17 protein-coding genes and 1 tRNA gene are annotated in these 16,973 nt (G+C 56.5%); 10 read left to right on the top strand and 8 right to left on the bottom strand.

The features are described from left to right. The first annotated feature begins 14 nt into the window (after window positions 1-14). Window positions 15-872 (top strand): class I SAM-dependent methyltransferase, encoded by an 858-nt coding sequence (locus ACR0AK_RS06875; RefSeq protein WP_480792812.1) that lies wholly within the window; start codon window positions 15-17, stop codon window positions 870-872. 64 nt (window positions 873-936) lie between these two features. Here ACR0AK_RS06875 and ACR0AK_RS06870 read toward each other — a convergent pair. The 5 genes from ACR0AK_RS06870 to ACR0AK_RS06850 all read right to left on the bottom strand — a co-directional run bounded on the left by ACR0AK_RS06870 (window position 937) and on the right by ACR0AK_RS06850 (window position 4,357). Further along, a tRNA-Gly gene (locus tag ACR0AK_RS06870) sits at window positions 937-1,010 on the bottom strand. 69 nt (window positions 1,011-1,079) lie between these two features. Beyond that, the gene (locus tag ACR0AK_RS06865) at window positions 1,080-1,907 is read right to left on the bottom strand and encodes a polyphosphate kinase 2 family protein (RefSeq protein ID WP_480792811.1); all 828 of its coding nucleotides are present in this window, start codon (window positions 1,905-1,907) and stop codon (window positions 1,080-1,082) included. Between the two features lie 129 nt (window positions 1,908-2,036). Then, window positions 2,037-3,098: a methyltetrahydrofolate cobalamin methyltransferase gene (locus tag ACR0AK_RS06860; RefSeq protein ID WP_170557228.1), complete on the bottom strand. Its 1,062-nt coding sequence runs from the start codon at window positions 3,096-3,098 to the stop codon at window positions 2,037-2,039. Between the two features lie 9 nt (window positions 3,099-3,107). Further along, window positions 3,108-4,034 carry a methylenetetrahydrofolate reductase gene (locus ACR0AK_RS06855; protein ID WP_480755391.1) on the bottom strand — a complete coding sequence of 309 codons (927 nt, stop codon included), beginning with the start codon at window positions 4,032-4,034 and terminating at the stop codon, window positions 3,108-3,110. A gap of 26 nt (window positions 4,035-4,060) precedes the next feature. Further along, window positions 4,061-4,357 carry a virulence factor gene (locus ACR0AK_RS06850; protein ID WP_170557226.1) on the bottom strand — a complete coding sequence of 99 codons (297 nt, stop codon included), beginning with the start codon at window positions 4,355-4,357 and terminating at the stop codon, window positions 4,061-4,063. A gap of 241 nt (window positions 4,358-4,598) precedes the next feature. Between ACR0AK_RS06850 and ACR0AK_RS06845 the strand changes: the two genes are divergently transcribed. Continuing rightward, window positions 4,599-5,711 (top strand): Ppx/GppA phosphatase family protein, encoded by a 1,113-nt coding sequence (locus ACR0AK_RS06845; RefSeq protein WP_480792810.1) that lies wholly within the window; start codon window positions 4,599-4,601, stop codon window positions 5,709-5,711. Continuing rightward, complete coding sequence (locus tag ACR0AK_RS06840) at window positions 5,711-6,427, top strand: RlmE family RNA methyltransferase (protein WP_170557224.1); 717 nt, start codon at window positions 5,711-5,713, stop codon at window positions 6,425-6,427. Before ACR0AK_RS06845 ends, ACR0AK_RS06840 begins: the two co-directional genes overlap by 1 nt. A gap of 1 nt (window position 6,428) precedes the next feature. On the opposite strand, the gene ACR0AK_RS06835 is transcribed toward ACR0AK_RS06840, so the two are convergent. The 3 genes from ACR0AK_RS06835 to ACR0AK_RS06825 all read right to left on the bottom strand — a co-directional run bounded on the left by ACR0AK_RS06835 (window position 6,429) and on the right by ACR0AK_RS06825 (window position 9,478). After that, complete coding sequence (locus ACR0AK_RS06835; RefSeq protein ID WP_480792809.1) at window positions 6,429-6,617, bottom strand: hypothetical protein; 189 nt, start codon at window positions 6,615-6,617, stop codon at window positions 6,429-6,431. A 96-nt stretch (window positions 6,618-6,713) separates the two neighbouring features. Further along, window positions 6,714-8,615, bottom strand: a complete 1,902-nt coding sequence (locus ACR0AK_RS06830) for a multiheme c-type cytochrome (RefSeq protein ID WP_480792808.1) — start codon at window positions 8,613-8,615, stop codon at window positions 6,714-6,716. Continuing rightward, entirely contained in the window at window positions 8,612-9,478 is an 867-nt protein-coding gene (locus tag ACR0AK_RS06825; RefSeq protein WP_480792807.1) for a YihY/virulence factor BrkB family protein, read from the bottom strand. Before ACR0AK_RS06825 ends, ACR0AK_RS06830 begins: the two co-directional genes overlap by 4 nt. Before the next feature lie 178 nt (window positions 9,479-9,656). Between ACR0AK_RS06825 and ACR0AK_RS06820 the strand changes: the two genes are divergently transcribed. From ACR0AK_RS06820 to ACR0AK_RS06790, 7 genes are all read left to right on the top strand, one after another. Then, the gene (locus tag ACR0AK_RS06820; RefSeq protein ID WP_480792806.1) at window positions 9,657-10,742 is read left to right on the top strand and encodes an AI-2E family transporter; all 1,086 of its coding nucleotides are present in this window, start codon (window positions 9,657-9,659) and stop codon (window positions 10,740-10,742) included. 3 nt (window positions 10,743-10,745) lie between these two features. Then, on the top strand, window positions 10,746-11,858 hold the full coding sequence (locus tag ACR0AK_RS06815; RefSeq protein ID WP_480792805.1) for an acetoin utilization protein AcuC: 1,113 nt from the start codon (window positions 10,746-10,748) through the stop codon (window positions 11,856-11,858). A 108-nt stretch (window positions 11,859-11,966) separates the two neighbouring features. Next, complete coding sequence (locus ACR0AK_RS06810; protein ID WP_480792804.1) at window positions 11,967-12,944, top strand: AAA family ATPase; 978 nt, start codon at window positions 11,967-11,969, stop codon at window positions 12,942-12,944. 17 nt (window positions 12,945-12,961) lie between these two features. Further along, window positions 12,962-13,909: a DUF58 domain-containing protein gene (locus tag ACR0AK_RS06805; protein WP_480792803.1), complete on the top strand. Its 948-nt coding sequence runs from the start codon at window positions 12,962-12,964 to the stop codon at window positions 13,907-13,909. Continuing rightward, window positions 13,906-14,379 (top strand): DUF4381 domain-containing protein, encoded by a 474-nt coding sequence (locus ACR0AK_RS06800; RefSeq protein WP_480792802.1) that lies wholly within the window; start codon window positions 13,906-13,908, stop codon window positions 14,377-14,379. Before ACR0AK_RS06805 ends, ACR0AK_RS06800 begins: the two co-directional genes overlap by 4 nt. Further along, complete coding sequence (locus tag ACR0AK_RS06795; RefSeq protein WP_480792801.1) at window positions 14,376-15,362, top strand: VWA domain-containing protein; 987 nt, start codon at window positions 14,376-14,378, stop codon at window positions 15,360-15,362. The genes ACR0AK_RS06800 and ACR0AK_RS06795 overlap by 4 nt, the downstream gene beginning before the upstream one ends. Next, window positions 15,359-16,864: a VWA domain-containing protein gene (locus tag ACR0AK_RS06790; protein WP_480792800.1), complete on the top strand. Its 1,506-nt coding sequence runs from the start codon at window positions 15,359-15,361 to the stop codon at window positions 16,862-16,864. Before ACR0AK_RS06795 ends, ACR0AK_RS06790 begins: the two co-directional genes overlap by 4 nt. The last annotated feature ends 109 nt before the right edge of the window (window positions 16,865-16,973 follow it).

Here is a 16,973-nt window from a genome sequence, read left to right as displayed (position 1 = left end):
CAAAAGGGGACGGCATGCAGATCGCAAACGAGGAACAGGCTGAATACTGGGGAAAATCTCCGTCCGGGGCCAAATGGTTGACCTACGAGGATCAACTGGATCAGTTAATGGCGCCGGTCCTTGATCTGGTGTTGGAACGTGCTGAATTAAAGCACGGAATGCGGGTGCTGGACATCGGCTGCGGCACAGGCGCAAGCGCGATCGCAGCGGCGAAATCTGTTGGGTCAATTGGCCACGTGCTGGCAGCTGACGTTTCGCAGCCGTTTTTGGACCGCGCTTCGGCGCGGGCATCGGATGCCGGGACGCATAACATCACCTTTCAATTCGGCGATGCCCAGACCCACGGCTTTGACCAGGCGGACCGGGACGCGATGATCTCGCGGTTCGGGGTCATGTTTTTTGAAGACACGGTTGCGGCCTTTGCCAACATGGCCCGCGCACTTAAACCGGGCGGCACCATGACTTTTGCCGCATGGGGTCCGTTGCCCGCAAATCCATGGTTCAAAATACCGCATATCGCAGCTACAGATCGGCTGGGCACGCCACCTAAGGTCGACCGAAATGCTCCGGGCCCGATGGCGTTTCATGATCGTGAACGGGTCACCGGCTTGCTCGAGCGGGCCGGTCTGAGTGATGTTCGCGTCGAAGCTGTTGACCTGATGCTGCATTTTGAGGGCTCTTTGCTGGATTGCGCTGCTCTATGCACCCGCGTTGGCCCCGCCGCCCGCGTTATCACGTATTTCGATGGCAAACCCGAGGACGTGGCTGCGATTCAACACGCGGTCGCAGACGCGTTTCTCCCCTTTGCTACCGAAGGTTCCGTACACATCCCGGCGGAAATCAATCTGTTTCAGGCACGCCGCCCGGATTGAGCCAACTTGAACGACGCACACTATCGCGCTGGTTTGCAGTCATTTTTTGGGAAGAATTTGATTTTGGAGCGGGTAGCGGGAATCGAACCCGCGCGTTCAGCTTGGGAAGCTGACAGGCTACCATTACATCATACCCGCCGCGCCAGTCACCGATATCACCCGATACTTACCGCTTTCAAGCGCCCATCATCGGAAAAAGCCACTTCCTTATTCCGTCCTGGCGCGCAGACTGTCGATCAAATCCTGATCGACCTCCAGCACCCGCTGCGCGGCCTCAAGGGTTCGTTGGTCGAGGTGCTGAGGGTTCAGGTCAATATCCATCGAAAATGCTTCAACAATGATCCGCATCGCATTGATGCGCGCATATTTCTTGTTGTTCGAAGGAATAACATGCCAGGGCGCTACCTCGGTCGAGGTGCGGGCCAGCATTTCATCCACGGCCACCTCGGCCTCGTCCCATTTTTCGCGGTTTCGAAAATCTTCGTAAGTCAGCTTCCATCGTTTCAGTGGATTATTCAGGCGTTCGGTGAAACGTGCCATCTGCTCGTCCGGTGAAATGTGAAAGAAAAGCTTCACGAGCCGGGTTCCGTCATCCACCAACATCCGCTCAAAATCGTTGATTTCCTGGTAAGCTGCGCGCCAGCGCTTTTCTGGTGTCAGGTTTTCCAGGCGTTCAACCAGAACTCGCCCATACCAACTGCGGTCAAAGGCCGAGATCGCACCCGCGGGGGGCAAGCGTTCCCAAAACCGCAGCAGGTAATGGCGGTTCAGGTAATAGTTGCGCGGAGCACCAATCGGCCAAACTTTGAAACTGCGCGGGTCCAGTGCCTGGCTGATCCTGCGGATCGTCCCGCCTTTCCCGGCCGCATCCCAGCCTTCGAAAACGATAACGCCCTTGGTTCCGTGAAACAGGAAGGCTTGCTGTATCAGTGACAACTGGGCCTGTAACTCAATCAGTTCTTTGAAGTATTCCTTTTTGCCCAGACGCTTGGAAAGATCTGCATCTGCGAGTTTGGACGGATAGTGTCTGACCATTTTTGCACCTGAGCATTGTTGCGACATCGCTATCACTATCATGCCCCGGTTAGATCTCGGCATTGATCGGCATCAAGAAAAAAGGCCGGGCGATTTGCCCGGCCTTTGCATTTTAATCCAGATCAGAGATCAGGCCCGGCGGCGACGGCCACCACCGCGACGGCCACCTGCAGCACCGGCCGCTCCGGCTTCTTCCGGGGCTTTGTTGAATTTGATCCACTCACCACCGTGCGGGTCGTTATTGGTCAGCAAGTTAGCGGCGCGAATGGCCTCCATTTCTTTACCTGCGCGCGGCTTGGTCGAACCGAGACCGAACAGTTGGCAGAAGGTCTCATCATCCATGTCTGCTGGGAGGATGATGCCTTTCGCCTCGATCTCTGCTTTTTTCTCGGCAAGTTTCTTCGGACCCACCGGCAAGGCGACTGGGTTCATAATAGCCGATGTCATGCCCGCACCCATCGCCATCGGAAGGAACGCGTTGTTGATGCCATGGCGGTTCGGCAGGCCAAACGAAACATTCGAAGCGCCGCAAGTGGTGTTCACGCCCAGTTCTTCACGCAGACGACGGACCAGAGCGAACACTTGCTGCCCAGCTGTGGCCATCGCACCGATGGGCATAACCAGCGGGTCAACAACGATGTCATGCGCCGGGATGCCGAAATCAGCTGCGCGCTCAACGATCTTTTTGGCCACTTCGAACCGCACATCGGGGTCTTCCGAGATACCGGTGTCGTCGTTCGAGATCGCAACCACAGGAACGTTGTATTTCTTGACCAGCGGCAGAACCAGCTCCAGGCGATCTTCCTCACCGGTGACCGAGTTCAGCAGCGGACGGCCTTCAGCAGCCTCAAGACCCGCTTCCAGTGCACCGGGAACGGACGAGTCGATGCACAGCGGCACGTCAACCAGCCCTTGCACCAGCTCAACGATCTTGCGCATCAGCGGCGGCTCGGTCTCGTTCGGGTTGGGGTTCGAGTTGTAAACAACGCCCGCGTTGATATCCAGGACGGTTGCCCCTGCCAGAACCTGTGCCAGCGCGTCTTTCTCGACGGTCGAGAAATCGCCTGCTTCCAGCTCGGCCGCCAGTTTCTTGCGGCCAGTCGGGTTGATCCGCTCACCGATCACGCAAAACGGTTCGTCAAAGCCCAGGACGGCGGTTTTTGATTTTGATTCTACGACTGTACGGGTCATGTCCGTTCCTTAGGAGTTTACAGGCTTTGCCGAAGCGCCGCCGTTATTGATTGCCCAGTTGGCGTTGGTCTTGATGCCGCCAAGCGGGAAGAAGTGTACGTTGGTGATGTTGAAGTCCGGGTTGGCCGCTTTGTGGTTGGCCAGTTCGGTGATCACATCGGTTGGCTCATAAGGCAGCAGCAGCTTGGAGACGTCCATCGCGCGTTTTTGCAGAACCTTCAGCGACGGTCCGACGCCACAGGCGATGGCGAATTTGATCAGGGTCTGAAGTTTGGCTGGGCCTGCGATACCGATGTGAACCGGGATGTCGATACCAGCTTCTTTCAGGCTGTCGGCCCATGCGATGATCGGCTTGGCATCGAAGGCGAACTGAGTGGCCAATGCCATTTCGGCGTCAGTGGTTTCTGAAAACTTCTGTTTCCAGCGCAGCGCGTCATCAACATTCTTCGTCGAACCGTCAGGATCGATGTCCTTATTGCCTTCGGGGTGGCCCGCTACGTGCAGACGCTTGAAACCTGCCTTGTCGAACAGGCCGGATTCCAGCAACTGCATTGAGCTGTCGAAGTCGCCATGCGGCTTGGCAACGCCACCAGCCAGCAGCAGGGCCTGATCTACACCCGCTTCGCCTTGGTACATGGAAATCCAGTTTTCCAGCGTCGCCGCATCCTTGATGATCCGTGCCGGGAAGTGCGGCATAACCGGGTAACCTTCGTCCGCGATCCGCTTGGCGGTCTTGACCATATCCTCGATGGGCGTGCCTTCGATATGGGCAATGTACACGCGTGTGCCTTCGGGCAGCAGCGCGCGGAAATCTTCGACCTTCTCGGCGGTGCGTGGCATAACCTCGATCGAATAACCTTGCAAAAAGGCTTCGACGGTCGGGTTTACAGGGCCGTTTTCGACCGCATCACGTTTCTTGAAGTTCAGCAAAGCCATTGCGGCCTCCCATATAGATCTGGGGCTCATGCCCAACCGTCATTGGCGATCAGGGCTTTGATGCGGTCCTGATCGTATTCCGTTTCCAAACGCGTGGCCTCGGTCTCGGCAATTTCAGACGGGTCGCCATCCACTGCAAAGGGTTCGGCCTTGCGCCATTCAGCCAGGTAGGCATCGCTGTCCTTGGCGTTCACCTTCATAGCCGCGCGGTCGATGGCTTGTTCGAACCGTTCCTCCAATTGCCGCTTTGCGCCTCGGCGGCCTTTGCCGACGATGACTTGGGCGGGAATATCGCGCCAGTAAACAATGGTGACGTCAGGCATTGCGTTTGATTCCTCCTAACCAGATGGACCGGTTCTAAACGTCTATGTGGGGGCAAGTCGGTCGATTTTCGACACAAGGCGCATTTCCAGCGACGTTTTTGCCCACGATGGGATACCGGGGTTGTAACGAAGTCTGAAGCAAACACGCATATCAAAATTCTCATCACTTTAATGAGCGTCTTGCACGACGCACACGCCCGACCTATGGTCGGGGTAACTCGAAAATCGGAGGGCGTTTAATATGGCGCCCAAGCGTCCCAAAGGTGCGGGCGCGTTCCCGAAGGCGGTCGAAAGCCCCGCGCCGGCAAGACCCGATCCAGATGCGTTGTATGCGGCGCTGGATTTGGGGACAAATAGCTGCCGCATGTTGATAGCCCAGCCCAAGGGCAGTGGGTTTCATGTGGTAGACAGTTTTTCCAAATCCGTGCAGTTGGGCGCGGGTTTGGAACGGACCGGACGTTTGTCTCGGTCTTCGATGGCGCGCACCATTCAAGCACTGCGCATCTGTCAGCAAAAGCTGAAACGCAACAAGGTCAGGCGCATGCGTCTGGTCGCGACTGAGGCATGCAGGCGTGCCAAAAACTCACGCGAATTTATCCGGCAGGTAAAACGCGAAACCGGACTGACGCTCGAGATCATCCAGCCCGAGGAAGAGGCACGCCTGGCTGTGATCTCTTGTGCTCCGCTGGTGTCCACCAAGACCGAGCAATTGCTGGTCGTGGATATCGGCGGTGGGTCAACCGAACTGGTGTGGATCGACATCTCATCTATACCGCGCCGGGATCGTCCCGCCGCAATCATGCGGCTGCACCACGGTTTTCACACGACTGACAGCCCCTTCCCTGCGGCAAAAGTCGTCGACTGGATCAGCGTACCCCTAGGTGTTGCAACACTGCGCGATCAGTTCAACGACGTCGAAGATGACTCCGCCCGCTTTGCCCTTATGAGCTGGTTTTTCGAAGAAAACCTCGCCGATTTCGCACCTTACAAGGACGAACAGGCCCGCTTGGGCTTCCAGATCGTTGGCACCAGCGGCACGGTAACAACCGTTGCGGCCTCACACCTTGGGCTCAAGCGCTATGACCGGACCAAGGTAGACGGTTTGCGCATGACTAGTGATCAGATTGACAAAGTCATACGAGGGTATCTAGAACTCGGCCCTCAGGGTCGGCGCCGGGATCCGCGTATCGGCGATGACCGGCAGGCCCTGATCATGTCCGGCTCGGCCATTTTGCAGGCGCTGTTAAGATGCTGGCCCACCGACCGCCTTTCCGTTGCGGACCGGGGGCTGCGCGAAGGCTTGCTTTATGCGCAAATGAGTGCGGACGGTGTATTGGAAGACGGACCGTTCTGATGGCGAAGACACCAAGTGGCAAAAACAACTCGGGTCGCGGACAGCGTGACCTGAAGGTCAAGGTTAAGACTGCACGTGGGCGCAAGCTCAGCTCGACCCGTTGGCTCGAGCGGCAGCTTAACGACCCTTATGTGAAGCGCGCGCAGGTCGAAGGGTATCGCGGACGGGCTGCGTTCAAAATCCTCGAGTTGGACGATAAATTCCGCTTTCTCGTCCCAGGAGCACGTGTCGTCGATCTGGGCTGCGCGCCCGGTGGCTGGCTGCAAGTGGCCGTCAAACGCGTGAACGCGCTGGGCGAGAAGTCGGGAAAACGGATCGGAACGGTTCTGGGGGTCGACCTGCAAGAGGTTGAGCCCGTGGCCGGCGCCGAGGCACATGTGCTGGACTTCATGGAAGACGACGCCGATGTGAAGGTCAAGGAATGGCTGGGCGGAAAAGCCGACGTGGTGATGTCAGACATGGCCGCGTCGTCATCGGGGCATAAGCAAACCGACCACCTGCGCATCATGGCGTTGTGTGAAACGGCCGCCTATTTTGCCTTTGATGTGCTTGATGAAGGCGGAACATTCGTCGCCAAGGTTTTGGCTGGCGGCGCGGAAGGCGATCTGCAGAAGCTGTTGAAACAGAAGTTCGACAAGGTTGCGAATGTGAAACCACCCGCGTCGCGCTCGGACAGTTCTGAGAAGTTCGTGGTCGCAACGGGTTTTCGCGGTTAGATCAGTCGTCCAACGAAATCCGGTCTTCGGTAAGAACTTGTTCGCGCAGTGACGCTGCCGCGATGCCTTGCAGCAACAGCGCCTGACCGTGATTGATGTATTCAGGTGGTCTTGCACGCAAGTCTTCGATCCGCTGTGGCAAGGCCTGTGGCTTTTTCAGCCTCGATGTGCGGACCGGTCTCAGAAACATGCGTCACCTTTAAACTGGGCATTTTTTGCCTCGGCTTTACCGATACATGCGAAATTTGCCGGGAAAATGACGGAAACCGGGCCAAGCGATGCCGTTTCAGCGGCCCAGCTGTTCCTTCAACTGCAAAAGGTTTGGGTCCTCGGGGATGATCTTTAGCCCCCGCTCCAGAACATCGCGCGCGGCCTGTGGACCGCGATTGATCTGCGCCAGTTGCACCAACATTGGCCAGGCTTCGGCGCGTTGCGGGTCCAGTGCGACGACCTCTTGAAACGCCTGCTCTGCAGCAGCCGCGTTGCGGAACGTCAGGGCCATGCCGCCAAGCACAAGATGCGTTTCGGGAAAATCAAGACGGTTGGAAATCGCCGCCTGCCACTCAGACATGCCCTGCCCCGACAATTGCCGCTGGTCTGTAGTCAGAGCTTGTGGCGGAATGTTCAGGAACTCTTTTGCTGCGGAGATGCGGACATTTCTCAGTGGGTCGGACAACAACGGTTCAAGCCGTTGGATCTGATCGGGCAAGCTGGCCTGACGCTGCAAAGGCGCTGCGTTTGCGCGAACCAGAGCGTCCTCGTCCTCCAATAGCCCAGCCGTTCTGGCAGCTACATCAACGGACCCAAAAGGTTGAAGCAGATAAGCGGCTGTGGCGCGCACGATACCGTGTTGATCACGGTCGGTCGCAATGTCCAGAAGCTCCTCCGGCCCATCCGCGCGACCCAACGTTGCCGCCTGAAAGGCCGTCCCGAAATGCGGCTTTCGATGCGCGCTGTTCGGGAACCAGCCTTCGATTTGTTGGGCCGCCCATGCCTGATCCTGATCCGAATGGCAATCGGTGCAGGCGTCCTGCCCCAGCCCCAAATCGGGACGAGGTATACGGAAGCTGTGATCGCGCCTGCCGTCGACACCCATGTAAACGCGCTCAATCATATGGCATGACTTGCACTGCGCACCCTCGCTGCCTTCAGTGTGATTGTGATGTTCCGGCGTGTCGTACTCACTTGCCGTCAGAGTGGGAAACCGGGGGTTTGCGGCAGGGGAATGACACTGTTTACACACCCCGTTTCCATCCGCCTTAAGCGTCGCGCTATGAGGCTCGTGGCAATCCATGCATCCGACGCCACGATCATACATCTTGGATTGCAGGAACGATCCGTAAACGTAGACCTCATCCAAAATCTGACCGTCCGGGAGGTACAGCCCCGGTCGAAGCACCGCCAGATTATAGGCGTCATGATAAGGAGTTCCGGGCAACGGATTGCCGTCCCCATGCGCCTCGCGGCGGGAATGACAGCCCGCACATTGTTGGATATCGGATTCGGTCTGCCCCCGCCCCCAGTCCATCGTGAACCCGGTATCGCCAAAACCTTGGGGTAGGCTTTGCCCGCCGACCAAATCGATATGCGCCGAGCCCGGGCCGTGGCAGGCTTCGCACCCTACCCCGATCTCGGCCTGAACCGAGTCGTATGTCCGGGTTTCAGCGTTGTACTGTTTCTCAAAACCGGTCGCGTGGCATTCTGCACATCGTGCATTCCAATTCTTGTAAGGTCCGGTCCAGTGCAGCCCATCATCGGGCGGCAAATCCTGATCGGGATAAAGGTGAAACCACTGTTTCTCCTCGGTATCCCAGACAACATCGAAACTCTGCAAACGGCCGGATTCTGTTTCGAACAGATATTGCTGCAACGGCTCAATGCCAACAACAGAATGCACGCCGTATTCGGTGGTCATCCCGTCCTTTTCCGTGACCTTTGCATTCAATCCATCTTGGTTGTCGGTAAACTCCACTGACATCCCGTCATGGTCGAACCGGGTTCCGTCAAAATCGGCTACGACGGTCCCGTCGTCGACCTCGGTCCAAGCCAACGCGTGGTGAGATTTGGACCACGCCGCAGCCTCGTCTTTGTGACATTCAACGCATTGCGCCGACCCCACATAAACAGGAGACTGGCCAAAAGCGACCACGGGCATCAGCAGCCCAACACTCAAAATCAGAAATTTCACAGAGAGCCCCGATCCTGATTGCTTTCCAAGTCCATCAAAGCGCCGTTGTATTCGGCCCCAAGGATCAGAATTGCCGCGCACAGGTACAAAAAGATCAATGCCGCCATGACCCCGGCCAATCCCGCATACGTCGCACTATAGGTGGCGAATTGCGCGATGTAGATCGAGAATCCCCAACCGCCAGCAGCCCACAAGGCCAACGTCAGCAAGACACCCGGCAAGATTTGCATCAGCTTATGCCGCCGCGTCGGCAGGATCAGATGCGCCAGCAGAACCGTGCCAGCGGGAACCGCCACCGTAAATGTCCAGCGCAGCCGGTCCACCGACAACCAGTCCGAGACGTTCACATCCGTCTTCTCGCTCACCAACTGGGTATAGGCAGGCAATACAACTTCGACCGCAGCAATGCCCAGAATGGCGACGCCCCCTACGATTACGAGCCCCAGGCACAGCAGCCGGGTTTTCCAAAACGGCCAGACGTCGCTGTCGTGATAGGCTTGGTTCATGGCCGCACGCACCGCCATGACACCGTTCGAGGCGAAGAAGATCGCCAATAAACCACCCAGCGTAATCACACCTGAGCCGGATTCCTGAAGGACAGCCCGCAGCTCGGCCACGATTGGCCCCGCAACGTCCTTAGGCCACGCCCCAAAAACAAGCTCGATCAGTTCATCAGTGACATAGCCCTGCGATAGCGACCCTGCCAAAGCCACTGTGAACAGCACAAAAGGAAACAGCGCCAACATCAAAGACATCGCGACGTGGCTGCTCATCACGAACCCGTTTTTGTTGCTGAACCGAACAACAGCCAGCCATAGCGCCTGAACCGGGCGGCCGAATGAGGGAATCACACTTGCATTCATGGGCTGAGCCTAACCCGCCTCGCCTTTCCACTGAAACGGCAAATCCATTCGCGGTGTAAATTAACGCGCCCAAATATCTGGCTACATTGCAAAATCCTGCCCAGCTGTGCAGGATCGCCTTACAGACTGACCACCATTCGGTTTAATGCGCCATTCGGCATCACAGGCGGGCTTTACGATGACTTTGGAACCTGATCAGAACACGGGCGGCCCGCGACTGAAACTGTCTGTGGTTCGGGACGCAACGATTGTGGCGACTCTTATTGTGTTGGGCCTGTACGCAGGTTCGGCATTTTTGATCCCGTTGACGATGGCTCTGCTGATCAATGTTTTGATCATTGCACTGAGCGACCGGGTCATCGCGTTGGCGCCCGTACCGGTCTGGCTGGCCAATATCGCCGCCGTCACCGTTGTTTTGGCCGGTTTGTTTGTGATCATGTACATCCTTGGCAGCCAGGCGACGCAGTTCGCCCGGACTATCAGCACTTATGAAAACCAGTTCGATGGCACGGTGAACCGGATCACTGGATTGGTCGGCAATGACGTCACCACGTTCATCCGGGACAACCTGGTCAGTATCGACATGTCATACGTCGCGCGCGTTTTGCTTAGCAGTGCAACATCGCTGCTAAACCAGTTCTTCCTGATCAGTCTTTATGTCGCTTTCTTGATGGCCGAACGTCTGGCCTTTCGCAAAAAGATCCAACTAGCTGCGGGCAATCCCGAAACCGGGGCCGAGTTCACGACCATTCTGGATTCAATCACATTCAGCCTTCAGCGCTATGTCGGGGTAAAAACCTTCATCAGCCTTGTCACGGCGGGCATCAGCTATTCAGTCTTCAAGGTACTTGGGCTGGAGTACGCCGAGACATGGGCGGTGCTGACCTTCGCGTTGAACTTCATCCCATCCATCGGCTCTATCATCGCCGTGATCTTTCCGGCCATGATTGCGCTGGTTCAATATGAAACGATCGGACCCTTCCTTGTCATCGTATTCGGCTGCGGAACCATCCAGTTTCTGATCGGCAATTTTGTCGACCCCGCTTTGCTGGGCCGGTCGCTGAATATGTCTACGTTTCTGGTAATCCTTGCGCTGACGTTCTGGACAACTGTCTGGGGTCTGATTGGTGCGTTCCTAAGTGTACCTTTAACCGTCTGCATCCTGATTATTTTCAGCCACATACCCGCCCTTAGGCCCGTAGCCATTCTGATGTCGCTTGATGGTCGCCTGGGTGATGACAATGTTCCGGCGCGGACTCAATAACCCGTGCAAAGCCCGATTTTCATAGGGTCCGAGATCTATCGCCATTCGACCTACGGTTCAAAACACCCCCTGGCCATCCCGCGCGTCTCAACCGTTATGGATCTTTGCCGCGCGCTGGGCTGGCTACATTCGGGAAACTACAGGGTCAGCCCCTGTGCAAAGCCCGGCGCGCTGCACCACTTTCACACGCCAGACTACATTGACGCGTTACAAGCTGCAGAAAAAGCACAGAGCGTTTCTGATAACGTCCGCCGGACCTATGCGCTGGGTACGATATCCAACCCAGTTTTCCCCGAGATGTACCGTCGCCCGGCCACCGCCGCCGGGGGTTCAATGCTGGGCGCGGAACTGATCCGTGATGGCGGCATCGTCTACAATCCAGCGGGCGGAACACATCATGGCCTGCCTGACCGCGCTAATGGGTTTTGCTATCTGAACGATCCTGTTTTGGCGATATTAACCCTTTTGCGAATGGGGCTTGATCGGATTGTCTACATCGATATCGACGCGCACCACTGCGACGGGGTCGAGGCCGCTTTTCACGGCTCAGAAAAGGTCCGGATGATTTCTGTGCACGAGACAAGGCGTTGGCCATTTACCGGCAGGCTAGAAGATGACGCAGGCGGTGCAGCTTTTAATCTGCCGGTTTCCCGAAACCTCAACGATGATGAATTTGACGCCATTCTCGACCAGTTGATCCTCCCCGCGACCGAGGCTTTCAAGCCGCAGGTCCTTGTCTTGCAATGCGGTGCCGATGCGGTTGCCGAAGACCCGCTATCGCGCCTTACACTGTCAAACAATTCACACTGGAAAGCCGTTGCTTCGTTGAAAGATCTCGCGCCCCGCGTTCTGGTTCTGGGCGGTGGCGGGTACAACCCTTGGTCGGTTGGCCGATTGTGGAGCGGCGTCTGGGCCACTTTAAACGGCTTTGATGTCCCAGACGTCTTGGAGGCGGAAGCGCAAGCGATACTTACCGGGCTGTACTGGAACCGGGCGGCCGGTCGAAACCCTCCGCCGCATTGGGTGAAAACCCTGCGCGATGATCCAAATCACGGTCCTATCCGACCAGAATTGAAGGAAGATTTGCGGTGGCTGACCGCGCGGAATTCCCGGTAGATCAGTAAATTAAAGATTGCTAACATACCGCCGTTACGAGACATTTTCTAATCACCGCACAAAACCACTAAGTCAGTTCCGAAAATTGACACCGATTGGATCCGCCACATGAATGCACTTAATCAGATAGATGATCTTAAAGCCCGCATGGGGCAATCCATTATTGGTCAGACTGACGTGATCGAAAGGTTGCTTATCGGAATGCTGGCTAACGGAAACTTGCTGATCGAAGGTCTTCCCGGCCTGGCCAAAACCCGCGCGGTCAAGGCAATGGCCCGTAATCTGGACGCACGTTTTAGCCGCATTCAGTTCACCCCGGACCTGCTTCCATCCGACGTAACCGGCACCGAGGTGTTTCAGCAAACCGACGACGGCGGCACGTTCCGCTTCGAACCGGGCCCCATCTTTGCCAATATTGTTCTGGCAGATGAGATCAACCGTGCCCCTGCCAAGGTTCAAGCCGCGTTACTGGAGGCGATGGAGGAACGGCAGGTAACCGTCTCAGGAACAACACATAAAATGGAACCGCTGTTCATCGTGATGGCAACGCAGAACCCGATTGAACAAGAAGGTACCTATCCCTTGCCCGAAGCGCAGATGGACCGTTTCCTAATGCACGTGCAAATCACGTACCCGCCGGTCGAGGACGAGGTTGAGGTCATCCGCCTGGTCCGTGGCGAAGAAAACGCGGCACGCGAAGGCGGCGCCAAAGATGCGCCGCCGACAATACCTCAGGACGCAGTATTTGCTGCTCGGGCCGAAATCGGACAAATTCATGTCTCAGACGCGATGGATCGCTACATGGCCGATCTGGTGCAAGCAACGCGGACGCCCGGCGCGCTGAGTGAAGAACTGGCCAGTTGGATCGACATTGGAGCCAGCCCGCGCGCCTCGCTCGCTTTGGACAAATGCGGTCGTGCGCATGCTTGGATGAACCAGCGTGACTATGTCGACCCGGCAGACATACGCGCCATCGCCCATGATGTTTTCCGCCACCGCATTACACTTAGCTTTGAAGCACAAGGAAGCGCCAAATCGGCGGATGATGTGATTTCGGAAATCCTGCAGCTTGTCGCGCTGCCCTGAAACCAAAGGAACGCCGCGTGTCCCAGACCGCCGCACATCCCGACGACCCTCGCATCCACGTAGATGCGAACCACTTGCTCAGGCTGGGCTCGAAGTCACGCGCGATTAGTCTGCTGCCCAGGCAACCGGCCCGTTCGATCCTTAACGGTCGTCATGCCTCGCGCCTGCGGGGGCGCGGCCTGAACTTTGAAGAGCTTCGCAACTACCTTCCCGGGGACGACATCCGCACGATCGACTGGAAAGTGACCGCCCGCACCGGAGAGCCCCATGTTAGGGTCTATACTGAAGAACGCGACCGCCCCGCTCTCTTGTTGGTGGATCAGCGCGTTTCGATGTTCTTTGGCACTCAAATCTACATGAAATCGGTCATCGCGGCCGAGGCTGCGGCAATTTCGGCGCACCGGGTTTTGGGGCAAGGTGATCGCGTCGGTGGGATTGTCTTTGGCGACACTGATCTGGCCGAACACCGTCCTCAACGGCGACCTGCCGCCCTGACACGGTTCCTGTCTTCGGTGGGCGCGCTGAACTCCAACTTGAGCGCAGCGTCGCGCGATGAACCGACAGTGACATTGAATGACGTGCTTAAACAGGCCGCGCGGATCGCGCATACCAATTCCCTGGTGTGTATCTTCTCAGACTTCGACGGATTGACCGAGGCGTCTGAGAAACTGCTGCGCAAACTTTCGACTTCGAATGATCTGATATTGTTCAATATTTCAGATCCCAGTTCGCGCGAGCTTGCCCCGAACCTTCGACTTACCGTGTCCGATGGTGACCGTCAGATACAACTCGACAGCGCGGACCCAGATTTGTCACACCGCATACGTTCTGCGCTAGAAGATCGGCTTGCACAGTTGCAGACTTGGTCCCGACGTTATGGGTTTCCCGTCGTGCCGCTGACCACGGCAGAACCAACACTCGACCAACTTCTAAAATTATTAGGCCATCCCGGAGGTCAGAGATGAGCGTCGATGTCGAAGGCAAATCGCTAGTCGACTTGCTGGATATGCTGGAACCTGCCCCTGTGCCCGAGCCGATATCCATGATGCCGCAAACATGGGGATGGGGTATTCTGGCCGTCATACTTGTCGGGTTCATAGCCCTTGTAATTTATGCTCTTGCCCGTCACCGACAGTTAAACGCCTACAGGCGTGAGGCATTGGCCGAATTGGCCGCGTCCGATAACGATCCAGCAAAAGTCGCAGAGATAGTCCGCCGCACGGCGTTGGCTGCATATCCCCGACGACAAGTCGCAGCTCTGCACGGGGATGACTGGGTAAACTTCCTGAAACAAAAGGCTGAAGATATAAACTTTTCTGAGAATGGTCGTCGCCATTTTTTAGAGGCACCATACAAAGAAACCAAACCCGACCCAGAACTGACGAAGCTGGCGCATGACTGGATCAAATCCCACAAACGGGAAAGGGCAGCATGATGCTTTCCTTTGCCGCGCCATGGGTTTTTCTACTGCTTCCATTGCCATTGTTAGTGTATTGGCTTGCGCCGCCACATCGCGAGAAAAGCAGCTCAATCCGCATTCCTTTCTTTCGCCATGTCGCGCAGGCCGCAGGGGTCGAACCCAGATCAGGATCCGTAATCCCCCGCCGCGCGCGTCTTCAGACTGCCTCGATCGTATTGATCTGGCTCTTTCTGGTGACAGCGATGGCTCGCCCGGAAAAATTGGGCGAACCCTTAGTTATCGAAAAGTCGGCCCGCGACGTGGTACTTGCCTTGGACATATCCGGGTCAATGGACCAGCGGGACTTCACAGCGACGGATGGCACCCCGAAACAACGACTGGCTGCAGTTAAGGATGTATTGCGTCAGTTCATCGCCGAACGGCAAGGCGACCGAATGGCATTGATAATTTTCGGCACACGGGCATTTGTCCAAGCACCATTCACCGAAGACCTGAACAGTTTGAATGGGTTCCTGGATCAAACTAAAGTTGGCATGGCTGGACCCAATACGGCCCTTGGGGATGCTATTGGTCTGGGCATTCGAACCTTCGACTCCAGCGAAGTCGACCAGCGCCTTATGATTGTTCTGAGTGACGGAGCCGACACATCCAGTCGCATGACACCTGTAAACGCCGCCGCCATCGCCGCGGAGAAAGGTGTAGCCATCTATACAATCGGCGTCGGGGACCCTGACGCCTCAGGCGAGGACCGCGTCGATCTTAACGCTTTAAAGGAGATCGCAGATCGAACAGGCGGCGAATACTTCTTTGCCGATGACGAAGATGCTCTGGCCGACACATATGCACGCATTGACGAACTCAATCCCCGGGTTGTGGAAACGCAAAGCTACAGACCGCGTGAAAGCCTTGCGCATTATCCACTCGCTCTGGCTTTGGTGACAATGCTAATCAGCATGACTGGCGGGCACATCAGCCCACGACGCAGAGGTGCGACATGATCGATGCGTTGGCCAATTTTCATTTTATCCGAGTGTATTGGCTGGTGTTCCTCATTCCGGTCACTGCCCTTTGGTGGCTAATGCGCCCCAGGCCAAAATCGCAATCTCTATCCATATCCGGCATCGCGCCTCACCTTGCAGCTGCTTTAACCTTGGGGGCCGAAGACGAGAGGCGTGTTTATCCGTTAGACGTTGCAATGATCGCGGCAATCCTCGTGACGTTAGCCGCGGCTGGACCAACATGGTCGCGGGCCCCAAATCCATTGATCGCGGACACTGCACCTTTGGTTATTGCGCTGAAAGTCACTGACAGCATGGAGGAACCTGACCTGCCCCCGTCCCGACTGGACCGGGCCAAGTTTAAGGTAACCGATCTGATCAATTCGCGTGTCGGCGCGCGAACCGCTTTGATCGCTTATGCCGGAACCCCGCACCGCGTCGCGCCCTTAACCGAAGACGCCAACATCCTGCGCCCGCTTTTGGAAGGTCTCGCGCCAGCAGTCATGCCAAAACAAGGGGATGCAGCCGCGGATGCCCTAACCCTTGCGGAAGCGATCCTTAACGACAGCGAAACGCCCGGAGCAGTCTTGTTCGTTCTGGACGATCTCGATCCATCACAATTGGCGGCTTTTGAGAACACGACCATTCCCGTGTTCTTTCTGACCATGCTGCCGAATAGTCAAAGTATCGCTCAGTTAAATGATCTGAGAAACGCGACGGTTGTGCCATTTTCCAACGATGAACGCGATATCAAGCGGTTAGAGCGCCAAATTCAATCAGCCTATACGGCGGCGCTAGATGATGACGACCGATTGGACTGGCAGGACAAAGGGTGGCTGTTGGCATGGCCTGCCGCGCTATTATCTCTGCTCTGGTTCCGGCGCGGTTGGGTTATCCGTTTACTGGTTTTTGCCGTGATTTTTGCGTCGCCATCTGGACCTGCGATGGCCGATGGCTGGAGGGATTGGTTCCTGACACCGGACCAGCAGGGGCAAATTGCGATGAACAGGAAAGACTATGCCCAAGCAGCAGAACTGTTTGAAGACCCGTATCACAGGGGTTATGCGCATCTAAAGGCCGGTCAGTACCCCGAAGCATCCGCTATCTTTGCAGAACTGGACACGCCCGAAGCCGCCTTTTCCGAGGGAATGGCGCGCATTCGGAACCGTGAGTACCGACCGGCCATTTCGGCATTTGAAACAGCATTGGAGCGTCGGCCAGACTGGCCTGAAGCTCAGCACAACCTTGAGGTTTCGAAAGCGATCCTCGAGTTTGTTGAAACGACTCGCGAGCAGTCGGACACCGGAGAAGAAGCCGGGATCGGTGCAGATGACACAGTCTTTGACAATGAAGCAGGGCGTGGTGAAAACACGACCATACAAGCCCCGACCGAAGGTACGCAGGCCATGTCTGCCGATCAATGGATCAGCACAATCGACACTGACATGCAGGACTTTCTTCGCAACCGCTTCTTGTTGGAAAATCAGGAGCAAACGCAATGAGATACTTGGGATTCCTCATGCTTTTCCTCCCGATGCAATTATTGGCACAAACAAGCATACAGCCAAAGGTCACAGCCGAGGTGCCCACTGATCCTGTCACTGTTGGCCA

Source organism: Ruegeria sp. BI12, from assembly GCF_056537985.1.
The sequence above is the reverse complement of the archived record's forward strand: the minus strand, read 5'-3'. Positions and strand labels throughout refer to the sequence as shown.

What these genes read in the sequence shown, in the direction of transcription:
- ACR0AK_RS06855 (WP_480755391.1), bottom strand. Translation starts at nt 4,034, where the DNA reads ATGGCTTTGCTGAACTTCAAGAAACGTGATGCGGTCGAAAACGGCCCT.
- ACR0AK_RS06800 (WP_480792802.1), top strand. Translation starts at nt 13,906, where the DNA reads ATGAGCGTCGATGTCGAAGGCAAATCGCTAGTCGACTTGCTGGATATG.
- ACR0AK_RS06820 (WP_480792806.1), top strand. Translation starts at nt 9,657, where the DNA reads ATGACTTTGGAACCTGATCAGAACACGGGCGGCCCGCGACTGAAACTG.
- ACR0AK_RS06840 (WP_170557224.1), top strand. Translation starts at nt 5,711, where the DNA reads ATGGCGAAGACACCAAGTGGCAAAAACAACTCGGGTCGCGGACAGCGT.
- ACR0AK_RS06810 (WP_480792804.1), top strand. Translation starts at nt 11,967, where the DNA reads ATGAATGCACTTAATCAGATAGATGATCTTAAAGCCCGCATGGGGCAA.
- ACR0AK_RS06790 (WP_480792800.1), top strand. Translation starts at nt 15,359, where the DNA reads ATGATCGATGCGTTGGCCAATTTTCATTTTATCCGAGTGTATTGGCTG.
- ACR0AK_RS06835 (WP_480792809.1), bottom strand. Translation starts at nt 6,617, where the DNA reads ATGTTTCTGAGACCGGTCCGCACATCGAGGCTGAAAAAGCCACAGGCC.
- ACR0AK_RS06865 (WP_480792811.1), bottom strand. Translation starts at nt 1,907, where the DNA reads ATGGTCAGACACTATCCGTCCAAACTCGCAGATGCAGATCTTTCCAAG.
- ACR0AK_RS06860 (WP_170557228.1), bottom strand. Translation starts at nt 3,098, where the DNA reads ATGACCCGTACAGTCGTAGAATCAAAATCAAAAACCGCCGTCCTGGGC.
- ACR0AK_RS06845 (WP_480792810.1), top strand. Translation starts at nt 4,599, where the DNA reads ATGGCGCCCAAGCGTCCCAAAGGTGCGGGCGCGTTCCCGAAGGCGGTC.
- ACR0AK_RS06850 (WP_170557226.1), bottom strand. Translation starts at nt 4,357, where the DNA reads ATGCCTGACGTCACCATTGTTTACTGGCGCGATATTCCCGCCCAAGTC.
- ACR0AK_RS06875 (WP_480792812.1), top strand. Translation starts at nt 15, where the DNA reads ATGCAGATCGCAAACGAGGAACAGGCTGAATACTGGGGAAAATCTCCG.
- ACR0AK_RS06795 (WP_480792801.1), top strand. Translation starts at nt 14,376, where the DNA reads ATGATGCTTTCCTTTGCCGCGCCATGGGTTTTTCTACTGCTTCCATTG.
- ACR0AK_RS06825 (WP_480792807.1), bottom strand. Translation starts at nt 9,478, where the DNA reads ATGAATGCAAGTGTGATTCCCTCATTCGGCCGCCCGGTTCAGGCGCTA.